This is a genomic window from Labilibaculum sp. (assembly GCF_041595635.1).
Classification (GTDB): domain Bacteria; phylum Bacteroidota; class Bacteroidia; order Bacteroidales; family Marinifilaceae; genus Labilibaculum.
The window spans coordinates 21,520-37,220 of the sequence record NZ_JBFHJW010000043.1 but is presented as its reverse complement, the minus strand read 5'-3'; the positions used below and the strand labels follow the sequence as shown (position 1 = coordinate 37,220).

At 36.3% G+C, this 15,701-nt stretch carries 13 protein-coding genes; 6 read left to right on the top strand and 7 right to left on the bottom strand.

Annotated features, from left to right (window positions below):
• On the top strand, positions 1–210 hold a 210-nt coding region (locus ABYT26_RS12485), incomplete at its 5' end, for a peptidylprolyl isomerase (RefSeq protein ID WP_372754373.1).
• 95 nt (positions 211–305) lie between these two features.
• Positions 306–692: a hypothetical protein gene (locus ABYT26_RS12480; protein WP_372754371.1), complete on the top strand. Its 387-nt coding sequence runs from the start codon at positions 306–308 to the stop codon at positions 690–692.
• On the opposite strand, the gene ABYT26_RS12475 is transcribed toward ABYT26_RS12480, so the two are convergent.
• Positions 682–1,620, bottom strand: coding sequence for a metallophosphoesterase (locus ABYT26_RS12475; RefSeq protein WP_372754369.1), 939 nt, complete (start codon positions 1,618–1,620; stop codon positions 682–684). The genes ABYT26_RS12480 and ABYT26_RS12475 overlap by 11 nt on opposite strands.
• A 95-nt stretch (positions 1,621–1,715) precedes the next feature.
• Complete coding sequence (locus ABYT26_RS12470) at positions 1,716–3,188, bottom strand: aminotransferase class V-fold PLP-dependent enzyme (protein ID WP_372754368.1); 1,473 nt, start codon at positions 3,186–3,188, stop codon at positions 1,716–1,718.
• 309 nt (positions 3,189–3,497) lie between these two features.
• Here ABYT26_RS12470 and ABYT26_RS12465 point away from each other — a divergent pair, with 309 nt between their 5' ends.
• The 4 genes from ABYT26_RS12465 to ABYT26_RS12450 all read left to right on the top strand — a co-directional run bounded on the left by ABYT26_RS12465 (position 3,498) and on the right by ABYT26_RS12450 (position 9,706).
• A complete protein-coding gene (locus ABYT26_RS12465) occupies positions 3,498–5,399 on the top strand; it encodes a long-chain fatty acid--CoA ligase (protein ID WP_372754366.1) in 1,902 nt (633 codons plus the stop codon).
• 85 nt (positions 5,400–5,484) lie between these two features.
• On the top strand, positions 5,485–7,014 hold the full coding sequence (locus tag ABYT26_RS12460; RefSeq protein WP_372754364.1) for an alkaline phosphatase: 1,530 nt from the start codon (positions 5,485–5,487) through the stop codon (positions 7,012–7,014).
• 139 nt (positions 7,015–7,153) lie between these two features.
• Complete coding sequence (locus ABYT26_RS12455) at positions 7,154–8,293, top strand: YibE/F family protein (protein ID WP_372754362.1); 1,140 nt, start codon at positions 7,154–7,156, stop codon at positions 8,291–8,293.
• 291 nt (positions 8,294–8,584) lie between these two features.
• A complete protein-coding gene (locus ABYT26_RS12450; protein WP_372754360.1) occupies positions 8,585–9,706 on the top strand; it encodes a hypothetical protein in 1,122 nt (373 codons plus the stop codon).
• Between the two features lie 35 nt (positions 9,707–9,741).
• Here the strand turns inward: ABYT26_RS12450 and ABYT26_RS12445 are convergent, their stop codons facing one another.
• The 5 genes from ABYT26_RS12445 to ABYT26_RS12425 form a co-directional block, all read right to left on the bottom strand.
• Positions 9,742–10,275 (bottom strand): hypothetical protein, encoded by a 534-nt coding sequence (locus tag ABYT26_RS12445; protein ID WP_372754358.1) that lies wholly within the window; start codon positions 10,273–10,275, stop codon positions 9,742–9,744.
• 239 nt (positions 10,276–10,514) lie between these two features.
• On the bottom strand, positions 10,515–11,318 hold the full coding sequence (locus tag ABYT26_RS12440; RefSeq protein ID WP_372754356.1) for a Cof-type HAD-IIB family hydrolase: 804 nt from the start codon (positions 11,316–11,318) through the stop codon (positions 10,515–10,517).
• A 269-nt stretch (positions 11,319–11,587) separates the two neighbouring features.
• On the bottom strand, positions 11,588–13,792 hold the full coding sequence (locus ABYT26_RS12435; RefSeq protein WP_372754355.1) for a PAS domain-containing sensor histidine kinase: 2,205 nt from the start codon (positions 13,790–13,792) through the stop codon (positions 11,588–11,590).
• A gap of 313 nt (positions 13,793–14,105) precedes the next feature.
• A complete protein-coding gene (locus ABYT26_RS12430; RefSeq protein ID WP_372754353.1) occupies positions 14,106–15,062 on the bottom strand; it encodes a sugar phosphate isomerase/epimerase family protein in 957 nt (318 codons plus the stop codon).
• A 368-nt stretch (positions 15,063–15,430) separates the two neighbouring features.
• The gene (locus ABYT26_RS12425) at positions 15,431–15,676 is read right to left on the bottom strand and encodes a hypothetical protein (RefSeq protein ID WP_372754351.1); all 246 of its coding nucleotides are present in this window, start codon (positions 15,674–15,676) and stop codon (positions 15,431–15,433) included.
• Positions 15,677–15,701 lie beyond the last annotated feature (25 nt).

Sequence of the window (15,701 nt, the reverse complement as noted above, 5' to 3'; positions counted from 1 at the left end):
GGATCGGCTTCTACCGAGTTCTTTATATGCATAGGCGACCAGCCAAGTTTAGATTTTGGAGGAATGCGAAACCCCGATGGACAAGGCTTTGCGGCCTTTGGGAAAGTAGTAAAAGGCATGGATGTGGTAAAAGTAATTCAAGAACAAAAGGATGAAGAACAAATGCTGGTAGATCAAATCAAAATTTTATCCATCAAACGCAAACAATAGCACAGGTGCAGCAACAAGCTTACTGTCAGTTATTTTTGATTATAATTTTCGAATTTCGTAATTTTAATTCATTCATTTAGCTAACGTCTATCAGAATGAAAAAACGAATTCTAGTGCATGATGATCCTACACGATTTTATCTTATTATTGCCCGAATGCTTGGCTTTCTGTTTACCGGAGGATTTCTTTTATTCATGTTGTTAGAATTCTTAAACTTGTCGGATGGAGATCCAGAAAGCAACATACCTTGGCAGCTTGTTTTTAATTCTCTTTCGATTGCTTATGGCTTGGGCTTTTTGCTTTCTTTTTGGAAGCTTGCTTTAGGTGGTTTTCTGCTCCTAATTAGCAGTATTCTTATTTGTTTTTTTGCCTTTATCGATTCTGAAAGCTTTATTGTTTTCCTTCTCCTGACTCCTATCTCCTTTTCGAGAATTTTATTTTTAACTTTTTGGTGGAAAAATCGATCTAGATTCAAGACTTAACCAATGCTTTTTTTATCTTTTTCACCCAAATCATTTTCTTAGCATCCAAAGGCAAACCATCCCAACAATAGACAGCAAGACTTCCTCCATTGGCTAGGCATGCATCAACACAACACAAATTGTTACGCACAGGTCCGGCAGCATTACCAAGGCAATAATGCCCAAAAAAAACAGCTTTTTCATCTTCCGGATAAATAGGGATATCAAAGGAAAGCTGAGGTGGAAGTGTGTAATTTGGCAGCAGAAATTTATTCCCAAAGGAGATTTCCCGAAAACTTTTTCCATTCATAGGTTCCCACCATTTTATGCGGAAAGAGGTACGTTTAAAACCATAGTCGTCTTTCAATATCAAATCGGAAGGCATAGAAAAATCACGTCCTTTAAGTATGAGCATGGCTGCGTCGAAAACATCACCTGTCTCTAAATTTAATTTTCGTAAGAATTTTTTATTCAGGCAATTTTTCGGGTTTTTCTTTTTCAACAAATCTACAGCTTGCTGGTCCCAGCATGCGTGTACTACACGAAAGCCATCAAGTTCGAGAAATAAAGGCAAAGTACGAAGCCATTTCACAATGGCCTTTCTACGAGGCTTATCGAGTTTAAACTCCTCGTAGGTTTTTTTTATTTGTGTCCGATTTTTTAAGTTGTGCTGCTTCAAATACAAACCATCACTATCCTTGGTATAAAAAGAAAGAACATTTAATTCATGATTTCCAACAACAGCATAAGCATTTCCTGCTATCACCATTTTTTGGACCAATTCTAAGGTCTCAAAAATCTTGGGACCTCTATCCACAAAATCGCCCACAAAAACAGCCTTTCTTTTTGGATGAAAATATCCTTCCTCACCTTCTACATAGCCAAGACTAAGCAACATGTGTTTCAATGTTTCTACCTCGCCATGAATATCTCCAATTATATCGTACACGTTTCTATTTTTTAAGGTGTTAAAATCAAAAGTAAAAAAAATCCTAAATACGAATAATCAGAATTTAGATAGTATGGTAAAGCTTGCTAATTCATCTAAAGTTTGAATAAGTCATCTACAATTATTTTCTTTTCTACTTCCTGATCACCACTGTAATAATACTCATTTGTTTTCCGATTGTAAGTATAATCCATCTTCCAATCCTCATAATTATCAACAATTTTATGCAGCGCATCAATAAATAGTAAAACCTCACTATTGGTTGTTGTTGGATGCAGCGACCATCGCACCCATCCTGGTTTGTGCGTTAAATCGCCCAAAGAAATTTCATCGGTAATGGTTTTGGATTGCTCCTGACTCACTTCCAACAGGTAGTGACCATAGGTTCCTGCACAAGCACAACCTCCGCGAACCTGAATCCCAAAGCGATCGTTCAATAATCGCACCAATAAGTTGAAATGAATGTATTCCACATAAAAAGACAAGATTCCCAATCGGCCTTGTACATTATCGGCCAATACATGAACATCTTTCACTGCTTTTAATCGCTCAAAAGCCAAATCGAGCAATTCCTCTTCTCTTTTTGCAATGTTTTTCGTTCCCATCTGATTTTTTAGCTCGATGGCCAAAGCTGTTCGTATGGACTGCAGAAATCCGGGAGTTCCACCATCTTCACGAAGCTCAATATTATCGACATATTTGTATTTCCCCCAGGGATTTGTCCAATCAACAGTACCACCACCTGGATTATCGGGCACCTCATTTTTATAAAGCTTCGAATCAAAAATCATCACTCCCGACGATCCTGGTCCTCCCAAAAACTTATGCGGGGAAAAGAAAAGTCCATCCAATTTTTCCAATTCATCATCGGGATGCATATTGATATCAACATAAGGAGCAGAAGCCGCAAAATCAATAAAACAAACGCCTCCATATTCATGCATCATTTTTGCCATTTTATGGTAGGGAGTAACAATACCAGTTACATTTGAACAGGCAGAAAAAGAGCCAATTTTAATTTTTCTTTCCTTGTACTTCTCCAACTGTAATCTCAGCTCATCCAAGCTAATGCTCAAATCTTTTCCCGGCGGAACCACCACCACATCCACATTGGTTTCGTACCAAGAGGTTTGATTGGAATGATGCTCCATATGAGTAATAAATACAACAGGCTTCTCGCGTTCCATTTGACAAATTTGCCGCCCTAAAACACCACAACCTTTCAATCCTAAAATTCTTTGCAGCTTATTAATCACTGCAGTCATGCCGAAACCTGCATGAATAATTACATCATTCGGACCAGCATTTACATGCTGCTTAATTAACTCCTGCGCCCTATGGTAAGACTGAGTCATTAAAGTACCCGTTTCGTTGGTTTCTGTATGAGTATTGGCCACATAAGGTCCAAATTCTTCGGCTATTTTCTTTTCAATGGGTGCATACAAACGTCCGCTGGCAATCCAATCTCCATACACAATTTTCTGTTCGCCAAAAGGAGAATAAAAACTAGCATTATGACCTATTGTATTTTCACGAAACTTGCTAAAATATTCTTCCAGATTACTCATTCAGTTTGTTTTTTTCTTTGTATATATTCTCATTTTCAATCCTATTTTGCCATTAAGCATTTAACATGACGAAAAATCAGCATAAAATCACAAAAATTATCGATACCCCCTATTTGCTTAGGGGTTGGAAATTTAAATATTCTATTTGCAATAATCAAACAGTTTCATCAGCATTTTCCTTATTTAGCACCCAAAACAGAAAACCAAAATAACATTCTCGATTTTTTAAGACCTTAGGTTTGCTTTCGATATGCTAATCAGCTATTTTTGGGCTTCTTAAAAACTTGCATTTTTACAACTTAAAAATAGATGAATACAATCATACAACTCTTTGAAAACAGTGTTGAACAATTTAGCAAAAACCCTTTTTTATGGGAAAAAACAAATTCAAGTTATCAATCTGTTAGTTACGAATCATTATACGAAGAGGTACAGCAATTCGCTGCTGGCTTATTTTCCTTGGGCATAAAAAAAGCCGATCGAATTGGCCTCTTATCAGAAGGAAGAAATGCCTGGGTTCTTTCGGAACTTGGTGTATTATTTGCCGGAGCAGTAAATGTTCCCTTATCTGTAAAGCTTGATGCTCAAAATGAACTAAAGTTCCGATTAAATCATTCAGAATCACGCATTATAATTGTCTCAAAAAATCATTTAGAGAAAATTAGATCTATTAAAGACCAACTGGAAACAGTAGATACTATTATTGTTCTAGATGATGATGCAGAATTACAGGAAAATGAAATTTCATTGAACCAACTTTATTCACTAGCCAAGAAGCTCTCGGAAGCAGAACGTGCAGAACTTAAAAAGATTAAGAATAGCATTACTGCCGACGACCATGCAAACATCTCCTACACTTCGGGAACCACTGCCGATCCGAAAGGAATTATTCTAACTCACAACAATTATGTAAGCAATGTGCTACAAGCTTCCAGCTTAATGGAGATTCCTGCTAACTACAAAACTTTACTAATTCTTCCCTGGGACCATTCCTTTGCACATACAGCTGGAATTTACAGTTTCATGCTAAAAGGTGCTTCAATTGCTGCTGTTCAACAAGGCAAATCGCCCATGGAAGCTCTCAAAAATATTCCCAACAACATAAAGGAAATTCAACCTGATATTTTATTAAGCGTTCCCGCTTTGGCGAAAAACTTTAAAAAGAACATCGAAAAAGGAATCAAAGCAAAAGGACCTAAAGTAGAAAAACTTTTTTACAAAGCTCTTCACCTAGCCTACAAATACAATGGCGATGGCTGGAACAAAGGAAAAGGCTCGCGCAAGCTTTTAAAACCTTTGTACCTATTTTATGACAAGATTTTATTTTCGAAGGTAAGAGAAAATTTTGGCGGCAATCTAAAATTCTTTGTGGGTGGAGGTGCTCTTCTTGACATTGAATTGCAACGATTTTTCTACGCCATTGGCATTCCTATGTATCAAGGATATGGCTTATCGGAAGCTTCTCCAATTATTTCTTCCAATGCACATCACAAGCACAAATTGGGCTCTTCTGGATTTATTGTACAGAACATGGATTTAAAAATCTGCAACGACAATGGAGATTCCTTAATCACCGGACAAAAAGGCGAAATTGTGATTAAAGGAGGCAACGTAATGAAAGGCTATTGGAAAAACGATAAAGCCTCAGATGAAACGCTTCGCGATGGCTGGTTGCATACTGGCGATATGGGTTATATGGATGCAGAAGGTTTTCTGCATGTATTGGGTCGTTTCAAGTCACTTTTAATTGCCAACGATGGAGAAAAATTTAGTCCGGAAGGAATCGAAGAAGCCTTTGTAGATCAGACCAACCTGATTGACCAGTGCATCCTATACAACAACCAGAATCCTTACACCATTGCATTAATTGTGCCCAATAAAGGAGCAATTGCAGCTCGCTTAAAAGCTCTTGATCTCACTCTGGATAGTGAGAAAGGGAGAATGGCAGCACTAGAAATCCTACAAAAGGAACTCAACCAATATCGTCCAGGCGGAAAACACGAAGATATGTTTCCTCACCGTTGGCTACCAACAGCTGTAGGCATTCTTCCCGAAGCATTTACAGAAGAAAACAAGCTACTCAACTCAACCATGAAAGTGGTTCGCGACAAAGTGGTTACGTACTTTAAAGAAGATGTTGATTTTCTATACACACCAGAAGGAAAGAACATGCTGAATTCAAAAAATCAGGAAAATCTTACAAAGCTTTAACGACTAATTAATCGTAAATTAACTATTTAAAACTATTATAAATAAGATTTAATTTATAGATTTGACAAATTATAAACTGCAACACATGTTAACTCTTACAAGAACGCTAAAGCAATTCATGGCAATATTTTTGCTTTTTATTGCTTTCGAATCCAATGGTCAACCCACCGAAAGGGAGCTTTATGAAGGCAAGGCACCCAAATACATCTTCTATTTTATTGGCGATGGAATGGGCTTGTCGCAAACCATAGCCACCGAAGCATACTTGGGGGCTCTGGACAGCACAAATCTAGGAATCAAAAAATTAAATTTAAGCACCCTTCCTTACCTGGGATTTTATACCACTTATGCGGCAAACCGATTCATTACCGGATCTGCAGCCGCAGGAACAGCACTTGCCACTGGACACAAAACTTCTATTGGCACCATTTCCATGGATAAAGACCGATTGCATCCGTATAAAACCATTGCCGAAATGGCTAAAGAAAAAGGCTATAAAGTAGGAATTGTGAGTACGGTTTCTATCGATCATGCTACGCCTGCTACTTTTTACGCTCATCAGCCATCACGAAATATGTACTACGAAATTAGTCTGGATTTGAGCAATTCTGGTTTTAATTATTTTGCAGGTGGAGGATTGAAACATCCCGAAGGCGATGGAGCTATTAAAGAAAATTCCCTTTCTAATTTTGGCATGGGCGGAAAAGAAGAAATTCTTAAGAAAGAAAAAAATTCGATAGATATAGCCCAGGAAAGAGGCTACCGAATTGTAAATAACCGAGCAGATTTTTCTCAACTGAAAAAAGGCGATGATAAAATAATTGCCATTGCACCTGTTCTTGCTAGTGGTTCGGCTCTTCCTTATTCTATCGATCAACAAAATGGTGCCGATATTTCCTTAGCTGAATTTACTCAAAAAGGCATCGACTTACTCGACAATCCTGATGGCTTTTTTATGATGGTTGAAGGAGGAAAAATTGACTGGGCTTGTCATGCTAATGATGCTGCCACAGTAATTAATGAGGTTTTGCAATTCGACAATGCTGTTGCTCAGGCATTGGCTTTTTATAAGAAACATCCTACAGAAACTTTAATTCTGGTGGCTGCCGATCATGAAACAGGAGGCTTGGCCTTAGGATTTGCTGGTAGCCATTACAAATCAGATTTTGCCTTATTGCAGCACCAAAACATCTCCTACGAAAATTTCACGGCTAAAATTGCAACCTACAGAGATGCACATCCTTCTGATTACAAATTTGCAGATGGACTAGAAATGGTACATGAACATTTTGGTTTGGGCGACAGCACCAAAAATCTAACTTTATCTGCCTTCGAAAAGCAACAACTTGAAACCGCCTTTAAAAAGAGTATGACCAAATTAGATGATTTGAAAAAAGATGATCAATTCTACCTTTTGTATGGTAGCTACGATCCTTTTACCGTAACAGCTTGTCACATTCTCGCTCAAAAAGCAGGTATTGGTTGGACTTCTTATTCACACACTGCATCGCCTATTCCTGTTCGTTCCATAGGTGTTGGTGCCAAACTTTTCACTGGCTATTTCGACAATACCGATATGCCAAAAAATTTAATGAAAATAATCGAATCGAAGTAATTCGTTTAAACTTATATTGTATCGCTCTGCATTTATGCAGGGCATTTTTTTCAGACTATAAAAAAGAAGATCGCAAATCACATCCTTTTAACCCGCCTTCTTCTTTTTCTCTTGTGCAGATATTTCTAACTTTATGGCTATGTTCAAATTCAAATTGCCTCAAAAATCAGATCTGATTCTAGTTCTTGTTACCCTTTTACTAAGCACTCTAATTTTATCCTTGCCTACAGGTTTTTCCGAAAAAGAAGGAAAGCATTCAAGTCGAGTTAAAGCCTTGGTTTTAAAAACAGATAATTCGCTAATTGTAGCTACAGGAATCATAAAAACAGGTTCGCAAATGCTACAAATTAAAATTCTTGATGGGAAATTCAAGGGAAAAGAAATTAGCGCATTTAACGAGTTAATAGGTAGAATGGAATTTGATAAATTTTTCTCACCTGGCGATAAAACCCTTACCGTACTGAATTTAAGCGAAGATGAATCTAAAATTATCAGTGCCAATGTTATCGATCATTACCGAATTAATCTGGAAGCTTTTTTACTCTTTCTTTTCGTATTATTTTTAATCTCTTTTGCAGGATGGACCGGTGTAAAAGCCATGCTCTCTTTCCTTTTTGCGGGCATCTGCATTTGGAAACTACTGCTACCAGGCTTGCTAAACGGATATTCACCCATTCCTCTCTCCCTGGCCATAGTTGCTCTACTTACCTCGGTAATTATATTTTTAGTGGCCGGAATCAATAAAAAAGGTATGGTTGCCTTTTTGGGTGCCATGAGTGGCATTGCAATTACTTGTTTTATGGCTTTGCTTTTTGGCAAGCTCTTCAACATTCATGGTGCCATTAAACCTTTCTCTGAGACTTTGCTCTATTCGGGTTACTCCTATTTAAATCTTACCGAAATTTTCCTTGCGGGGATTTTCATCTCATCATCGGGAGCTGTCATGGACATTTCCATGGATATCGCAACGGCACAATATGAAGTATTCCAACACAACAAAAACATACATGCAAAACAACTTCGTCATTCTGGTTTTGAGGTAGGAAAAGCTGTTGTTGGCACCATGACTACTACTTTACTGCTTGCTTACTCAGGTGGCTTTTCGGCCTTGCTTATGGTATTTATCGCTCAGGGAACACCTATGATTAACATTCTAAATCTGAATTACGTTTCAGGTGAAATTCTGCATACATTAGTAGGTAGCTTTGGTTTGGTTTTAGTAGCTCCCTTCACGGCAATTATTGGAGCTTCCATTTACACCCGAAAAAAGAAGATCTAATTGCTAAAACTTCCAATGATCAAAAAAAACAGACGAAAGGTACTACCTAGCAATAAACATCAATCATCTGCACAACAGATAAGTATACAACACATACTATTCTTTTTTTTACCTACTACAGAAAGTAAGCAAACTTGTTGAATAAGATATATGCATTCTAAATACAATTTTAGCTCTCTTTCCCTCGTTACTATTGATCTTAAATCCTTACTTTTGGCCAAAACTTTGTGAATTGGAGATTTCAGTCCCTAACTGGAAGGCTAAAAACAGGTTCAACTTTTATTTTCGTATATGAGTATCAAAATTGTAGAAGTTCAAAATCAAAATCAGCGTAAAATTTTCGTCAACTTTCCCTTTACCTTGTATAAAGGACATAAATTTTGGGTTCCTCCTTTTAAAGCAGGAGAACTAGAATTACTAATGCCCGAAAAAAATCCCGCTTTTGACTTTTGCAAAGCGAAATTTTGGTTGGCCTACGAAAATGGAAGCGTTGTTGGACGCATTGGGGCAATCGTAAATAATTTATGCATAGAAAAACAGTGCGAAAAAATCGGACGAATTACCCGTATGGAATTCGTAGATCGCTATGAGGTTTCTGAACTCCTTTTTTCAACAGCTGAAAAATGGCTTCAAGAAGAAGGAATGATTGGCGTTGCAGGTCCTTTGGGATTTTCAAATTTAGACCATGCTGGTTTACTAATTGAAGGTCACGAATGGTTACCATCCATGGCTTCCGATTATCATTTTGCTTACTACGAAAATCATTTCGAACGGTTAGCCTACAAAAAAGAAATTGATTGGCTGGAATTTAGAATTTCTCTTCCGAAAAACACTCCCGAAAAAGCAGGTAGAATTGCTGACTTAATCAAGAAACGATATGGCTTGCAAACCGTTAACTTCACCACAAAAAAAGAACTGGAACCTTATAAAGAAAAGATTTTCAAAGTCTTCAATGATGCTTTTGCCGATCTTTTTGGCACCTTTAAATTGCCCGAAAAATTGATTCGCTTTTACATCTCGAAATACTTTCCCATTTTAAATCCCCGATATGTTAAAATCATATTGAACAAAGACGATAAATTGGTTGGATTCATTATTGCCTTGCCATCCTTATCGAAAGCCTTACAAAAAGCCAAAGGAAAATTATTGCCTTTCGGATGGTGGCACTTACGAAAAGCACTAAAACATCCTACCGAAATGGATTTAATGCTAACTGGTATTGATTACGATTGCCAAAAACTGGGTTTTGTATCCATTCTAATGAATGAATTGCTAAAAACAGCTAACAGCGATGGAGTTCAATTTGCCGAGACAACTGGAATGCTTGAAAATAACCACGTTGCCATTCAGCTATGGAAATCTTTTGATCACATTCAACACAAACGCAAGCGTTGCTACCGCAAACTATTTTAAAAGGAATTTTTAGGTGTATGCCTCAAAAGTAATTTTCACTGATGAATCAGTGCTCGTTTTTTCAATTTAAACTGAGTATCCCGGAACTTTTTTTGATCTCTATTGATAGGAATACTCAGTTTAAAAGAACCTAGCAAAACGCCTATCCCAGCGCCTGCAATCGCTCCTGTAAAACCTCCAAGCAATGCTTTTTCTTCTGCACTAAAAAAAACAATAGAATTCTCGTCATCTCCATCAGTAAAGCCAACCATTGCTCCTACAAAAAAACCGCATGCAGCGCCAATCAAGGCACCTCTTCCCACAGCATTTTTTCGTTTTGTTTGGATCGTCTCTATCCATTTGCAATGAAGATTTTTCAACTGAATAGAATCCATTAAATAATCCTTCACTAGTAGAGATTGAGTAAGAACAATGGAAGTATCCGTCACCTGATAGAGCACACCCTCAACTTCGGTAGAATCTTTTAACCCCACCCAAGTCTTATAAAAATTCATTTTGATTTGCGATTTCTGAGCCATGCCAGCACAAAAAAACAAAGCCATCAACAGTAAAAGCATTGTCTTCCTCATAAAGCCATTTTTTTTGTAAAACAATTCAAAATGCTCAACAAGTTAAATTTTAGGCTCACTACTCATGAAAAAACAGAAAGGGCATGGTCTGCATATTAACAACTGCCAATACTTTGCAGTTCAATAAAGTTACGAATATCTCATAGGAAAGTAAAGAAATTAGGCAAAACACATTCTCTAAGTACCATTTTGCCATTTATTCTTATTGGGAAAATGGGCTTGTTAAAAAAGTAATTTCCTTAATTTAAAATGTATTTTTCCACCACTTCGGCAACTCCATCATTATTATTCGAAGCAACAATTGCATTGGCACGAGCGCGAAGTTCCTCACATACATTATCGACCCAAACACCCAAGCCAGCATACTCTACCATACTCAAATCATTTTCGGCATTACCTACAGCAATAATTTCCTCTTGTTTGATGTTTAGTTTCTCGGCCAAACGAGCAATACTGGCGGCTTTATCGATTCCCTGAGGCATCACCTCCAGAAAAAACGGTTTCGAAATGGCAACACTTTCATTAGGTTTCTCTTGCTTTAATTTTACAGATACCTGTTTTAAATAATCAGGATCTTGCAGAAGGATACATTTTACTGCCGGTTGAGTTACAGCTGCTTTGAAACTATCTACCTTATTAAATTTCATCTGCGTAAGCTCCACTTCCACATCGATATATTTCGAGGTACTTTCGCTAATAATACTATCGGAAGTATAAGTGATGATATCAACATTATTTGCCAAACTAAAATCGTGCAAACTATGAATTTGCTCCCTACTTAAACTTTGCTCAAAAATGCAATTCTGATGCCTTACATCGGTAATTACAGCACCGTTGAAGGAAATGATAAAGGATCCGTATTTTTTCAAATGGAGTTGCTCTGCATACTGCATTATTGCTGGCGTTGGACGTCCTGATGCCAAAACAACATAGACCCCTTTTTCCTGTGCTTTTAGCAGCATTTCCTTATTTCTCTCCGATATGCAATGGTCGTCGCTCAAAAGCGTATCATCCAAATCGAGTACCAACATCTTATAATTCATCTTTTTGCATGTTCTTCTGATCCCTCACTCAATTTCTTCTCCCTTTACTAAAATAACTGGATTAATAGTTCTCTCGGTAAATTCGTTGCGGTGGGTTTCTAAATTTCACAATTTGAGCTTAGCCTTATGCTGCTCATTTTCAGATTGCGAAAGTAAAAACAATTCTAATAAGTTGTTGCTGATTTTTTTATTTTTCGTTGCAAGAATGATTTTAAGCTGCTGCGATAGTACATCAAATCTTTTTTAATTCACTAAGCGCTAGAAAATAATTACAAGGAAACTTGCCGATAGGGAACTGTAAAATAAAAAACAGAACCTTTTCCCTCTTCACTCTGTACGTAAATTTTCCCTCCCAGCAATTCCACATAAGCTTTTGAAATACTCAGTCCTAACCCTGCCCCTTCAAAAAACTGAACATCCTCAATATCAGCCTGTATAAAGCGCTCAAATATGGCTTCCTGTCTATTTTTGGAAATTCCCATTCCCGTATCTTTCACAAAAAACTCAAGCTCGGAACCTTTTCTCTCATAGCCAAATTCAATTGAACCTTTGCTGGTATATTTTATGGCATTTTTTATTAGATTAATCAGAATAGCATAAATTTTTTCGCGATCGATGGTAATTATAGCCTGATTTTCTGGCAAGTTTTTTTTCACCTTCAATTGTAAGCCTTTACGTTCAGCTTCCAACTCAAAAAAAGAATACACATAATCAACTTGATCATTAACATTCGATTCATCCTCATAAACTTCCATTAATCCGACCTCAATTTTTGAGATATCAACAATATTATTGATTAAGTTAAGCATTCGCAAACCGCTTTTCTCAATAATATCAACATACATCAACTTTTTACTTTCACTTAAATTTGGATTTTTCAATAAATCGGCAAAGCCAATAATCCCATTCATAGGTGTGCGAATTTCATGACTCATATTGGCTAAAAAAGCTGATTTTAAACGATCACTTTCTTCAGCTTTATCTTTGGCAGCCAAAATATCTTTTTCAGCTTGTACCCTTTGAGTGATATCTCTTCCAATGCCCAACACTCCAACAACCTCATTTTCACTATTAAAAAGAGGCGTTTTTATTGCTTCAATTATTTCCTTGTGGCCATCGGAGATAAAGGTGAGTTTTTCTTCATTGCTAACAGGTCTTCCTGCTTTCATAGCAGCTTTATCATTCTGCCGAAAGTAATCGGCTAATTCTTTATCTACATAATCATAATCAGTAGTCCCAATAATTTTTTCTTTTTTTCTTCCATAAAGATCTTCAATTCGGTTGTTACAAGTCAGAAAGCGACCATTCACATCCTTTAGCCAAACCAAATCAGGAATTGTATTGATAAGGGTGTTCAGCATATTCTTGCCTTCTTCCGATTTTAATTTTTCAATACGAAGCAAGTCATTTTGCGATTTAAATTTCAAGTTCAGCTCTTCGTATTCTTCATTTTGCTTAATCAGTTTTTTTTCTTTTATACGTTTACTTCGATTGCTATACAAAAGCATAAAAAGTAAAGTTGTATAGCTTATAAGAAGAAAAACTCCTCCAATTACTTCCTTTTTATACATTTCGAAAAAAGAATATTCACGATTACAAATTATGCTTTCTTTAGGCAATTTTCTAATTGAGGCATTCCACTTTTTAAGTTCTCTCCAATCGTATATATAGGTATAACTAGCACTATCTACAGAAATAGTTTGCAAGCTATTTCCTCTTAATAATTGCCCAACTATATTTACCGTTTTTTCGGCTGTAGATTGCAAAGACAAAACCATACCTCCAAAAATTCCTGTTCCTTCGGTAATTAAATCGAGGTAACTAAATACAGGCCTATTACTATTTTTAGCCAAATCAACACTAAAATCTTTTGCCATATAAGTACTTCCATCTATGTCCTGAGTGTAAGCTAAATAGTAAACAATCGAATTTTCGGGCAAGTTTTGAACTCGATTCAGTATTTCGGAGCGATTGAGGTCAAACAAATAGGTAAATGAGACCTGATTTTGAAAGAAAGGCACTACTTTTTTGAAATGGTTCAGATTTAGGTGATCAATCCCACTACTTCCTGTTATTACATATACTTCTTTAGTGTCTGGAAAAATAGAAAAAGCATGTTTTAGTTTAGCCTTATAATCTGCTGTATGGAGTAAAAATATTGAATTGGGGTAGTTTTGGAATTCCTTCTTTGATGCAACAATTAGTATTTTAGGAATTTCAGGAAATAATTTTCTTTCATGGGCAAATCGCACTGCATCGGGCTCTGTAACAATCAGTATATCAGGCAAATTTTTGCCGTATTTGTATTCCAGGGTTTGAGCAATCAGATCTTTGTATGCCTCCGATCGGTACTGCAGTAAATCCAAATTTTCTACAAATATTTCAACATTTAATTGGCTGTCTTTCTTTATGGTTTCTCTGAATTTTTCATTGAAAAATATATTCCAAGGCCGCTCTTCTTTTGTAGAATGCAAAATCAAAATCTTTTTGCTCCCCCTAACCACGTCCTGAGAGTAGACTGAATGCGGAAACAAACAGAGTAAAGAAAAAATAGTAGTCCAAAAGCAAATGAATATCCTCAACATAAATTGCGTAATTAATTATGTGGCACTTTCTCATAGTGCGAGATGCCCTTCGGCAAAAATATTGGTATGTTGTTATAAATTAAATATTTTAGAAAATACACATTTTACAGTTCAACTTCTTCCAATAGTGTTACTTTTCCTAATTTCATTACTGATATTTGGTACAGAAATGGTGAATAGAAAGGTAAACATCTTTGAATTTCTATGCCTCCTTCCATAGTTCTTGCAACCGAATCAAATCCTTCTTCATGGCGTCAAAAACAACTTTCTCATCCACTGTAAGTTCTGATTTTCCTTTCTCAGCTCCTCCTAAAGGATACTCTATGTGTAAGGAAACCGGAACATTAATCTGATACTTTTTAAGCAATCTAAAATAGGTCTTAAAATCAACCATTCCTTCCCCTATGGGCGTATTAACAGGCATCCACTTTCCATTTACCTGTGCCCATTTATAATCTTTTACAACAATGGTTTTAATGGAATTATGAATCAAACGAAGACTATTTTCCCACGAATTGGCACCTTCCACCATGTTGTGTCGAATATCGTATTGGGCCCCAAAAAAATCAGGAAGCACATCTGCTAAAATTTGCTTCACCTCCCACATCGAAGCCCCAACAAATTTTCCTGAATGATTCTGATAACAGCCAACAATACCCAGACTTTTATTCAGTTCACTTAAGGCTTTCACCTGCACTTTGTATTGTTCAATGGCAGCTTCCATCGATCCATTTTCAGGGTAACGAAACCATCCTGGCCGATAAAATTGAACACCTAAACTGGCTGCTGCTCGCAGAACATCCACATCCAAAGGATTGTTTACATTCTCAACAGCAGTAGTAATTAACTGGCAACGAGAACCAGCTTTTTCAATATCATGAATTGCCTTAGGTAAATCACTTTTTACATTTTCGGGTAATACATGTCCCTTGGGACGCACCGTTAAATCGATGCCCGAAAAACCCATTTCCACCACTCTCTCACCCATGCTTTTGCAATCTAAAAACTGCAAATGCTTCGAAAAAATATGAACTGCAAGTTCTTTGTTATTGGATTCTTTATTCAGAGCCCAACTTGTTCCTGGCAAACCTGCAAAAGGAATAATACTTGCTGTGATCATCAATTTCTTAATAAAATCTCTTCTTGTTGATTCTTTCATTTACTTTCAGATTATGAATTTACTCTACTCCATTGAAAAAATTTCTTATAAGCTCATCTGCTTTGTCATTCAATTAAGTACCAGCAGAATAGTGTTTATCTATTAAAATACACTTTTAAAAATACATTTTTAAAATATTCAAGCCAAGTAAAAAAGAATATTGTTCTTGATCTCAAACTTGCTCAATATCATCGAATTCACACTTAAAAAAGAAACGATTAGAGACAAGCAACAAGTCTATTTCAAGACTACCTTATGTTGTTATTATACAAAACTTCACCACTAAAAACAGTATCTACTTCCGTTTAAGAACATCTTTTTATCTTGACAAACATTAAAAAAGAATTCTCATGCTGAAACAATCCAATTTACTGAATTTCAACTAGAACATGACCACTTATTAAATTTACCTGATACAAATCATAAAGTCTTTCTTTACCCAAAAAGAAAATTAAGAAGAAAATAAATGCATCTTTTGGCAAAGAAGTGCGTAGATACTGACTTAAAATTAGAATTTGAGTATCAAACAAATCCTTAATATATAAAATTCCAATCGTGATTAATACTTTCAAGCATGGCTTGTAATTGTAGTTATTTCGGTTTTTCTTTAGCATTCTCAGCTTTGTTAAGTAGCTTTTT

What these genes read in the sequence shown, in the direction of transcription:
- ABYT26_RS12480 (WP_372754371.1), top strand. Translation starts at nt 306, where the DNA reads ATGAAAAAACGAATTCTAGTGCATGATGATCCTACACGATTTTATCTT.
- ABYT26_RS12470 (WP_372754368.1), bottom strand. Translation starts at nt 3,188, where the DNA reads ATGAGTAATCTGGAAGAATATTTTAGCAAGTTTCGTGAAAATACAATA.
- ABYT26_RS12465 (WP_372754366.1), top strand. Translation starts at nt 3,498, where the DNA reads ATGAATACAATCATACAACTCTTTGAAAACAGTGTTGAACAATTTAGC.
- ABYT26_RS12460 (WP_372754364.1), top strand. Translation starts at nt 5,485, where the DNA reads ATGTTAACTCTTACAAGAACGCTAAAGCAATTCATGGCAATATTTTTG.
- ABYT26_RS12455 (WP_372754362.1), top strand. Translation starts at nt 7,154, where the DNA reads ATGTTCAAATTCAAATTGCCTCAAAAATCAGATCTGATTCTAGTTCTT.
- ABYT26_RS12450 (WP_372754360.1), top strand. Translation starts at nt 8,585, where the DNA reads ATGAGTATCAAAATTGTAGAAGTTCAAAATCAAAATCAGCGTAAAATT.
- ABYT26_RS12445 (WP_372754358.1), bottom strand. Translation starts at nt 10,275, where the DNA reads ATGAGGAAGACAATGCTTTTACTGTTGATGGCTTTGTTTTTTTGTGCT.
- ABYT26_RS12440 (WP_372754356.1), bottom strand. Translation starts at nt 11,318, where the DNA reads ATGAATTATAAGATGTTGGTACTCGATTTGGATGATACGCTTTTGAGC.
- ABYT26_RS12430 (WP_372754353.1), bottom strand. Translation starts at nt 15,062, where the DNA reads ATGAAAGAATCAACAAGAAGAGATTTTATTAAGAAATTGATGATCACA.
- ABYT26_RS12425 (WP_372754351.1), bottom strand. Translation starts at nt 15,676, where the DNA reads ATGCTAAAGAAAAACCGAAATAACTACAATTACAAGCCATGCTTGAAA.